Source organism: Fontimonas sp. SYSU GA230001 (assembly GCF_040066175.1).
In the GTDB taxonomy this organism is placed as follows: Bacteria; Pseudomonadota; Gammaproteobacteria; order Nevskiales; family Nevskiaceae; genus Solimonas.
This window is the reverse complement of record NZ_JBEAAM010000059.1, coordinates 1-1,170: the sequence shown is the minus strand read 5'-3', so window position 1 is coordinate 1,170 and position 1,170 is coordinate 1. Positions and strand designations below refer to the sequence as shown.

1 pseudogene is annotated in these 1,170 nt (G+C 65.6%); it reads right to left on the bottom strand.

Going from position 1 to position 1,170, the window contains the following annotated elements:
- Window positions 1-1,170: pseudogene (locus AAG565_RS15720) on the bottom strand (ISL3 family transposase); the annotation flags it as partial.

Sequence of the window (1,170 nt, the reverse complement as noted above, 5' to 3'; positions counted from 1 at the left end):
ATTCCGGGGAACGCTGCGCGGATTTTGAGGAAGAAGTAGTGGTCGTCGCGGAAGCCGTAGGCCATGCGCTTGATGACCTTGATCTTGTTGTTGATGCCCTCGATGAGGTTGGTGCCGAGCGGGTATCGGCAGTGGGCAGGATGCCGGCGATGTAGGGTTTCAGCCGCCGGGCAAAGCGCTTGAGAGGCTCGATTCGCGAGCAGACCGCACGGTGATACCACTGGCGCCAGAGCTTTTCGGCCGAGGCGACGTAGCGGTAGTGCCAGAGCGCCTTGAGTTCATCGCGCATCAGGTAGACCACGGACAAGGGACGATTGGCCTGCAACAGTTCCTTGAGTGCCACCCGGCCCTCCGGCTGCAGGGACTGAGCATTGCGCAGCAGTAGCCAGCGCGCGCTTTTGACGACACGGCGGTTGGCTTTATCGTGGCGCAGAGCATTCGCCTGATCGACCCGGACGCGGTCGATCACCTCACGTCCGTACTTGGCCACGACGTGAAACAGGTCGTAGACGATTTCTGCTTGCGGACAGCGCGCGCGGACTTCCTCGGCGAAGCCCGCGTTCATGTCCATCACCACGGCTTTGATCCGGGCGCAGCCCTCAGGTCCGAGCAGGTCGAAGAACGGACGGACATCCTCGCGGCCCCGGCCGCGCCCCACCCACAGCACACGCTTGCGGCTGGGCTCGACAATGACGGTGGCGTAACGATGCCCCTTCTGGATCGCAAACTCGTCCATGCCCAGAATCTCGACGCCGGACAGGTCAACCGGGCCCAGCTTGCGCGTCAGCGCCGCGCAGTCGATGGCCTTGACGGTCTTCCAGTCCAGGCCAAAGTAGCGGGCCACGTGACGGATCGACGCCACCGCGCACAGTCGCGCAACGGCGTCCGCCAGGCGCTGGGTCACCCGGGCATATGGCGGCAGCCACGCCAGCTGCTCCAGCTTCGGGCCGCACTCAGCGCAGGCCAGCCGCAGGCGGGGCACGACGACCTCGACAGAGGCCTCGAAGATCGGCAGGTCGCGCACCCGCCGCTCGCTCACGTCATGGATCGCCGAAACCATCTGGCCGCAGCCGCTACAGCGCCGGCGTCGCCGGCGGCAGGGCTCAAGCTGAATCACGCACCACGGCGCCGATACCCCTGCCTCGTGCTGCGCCCCGACAAATCGGTAGC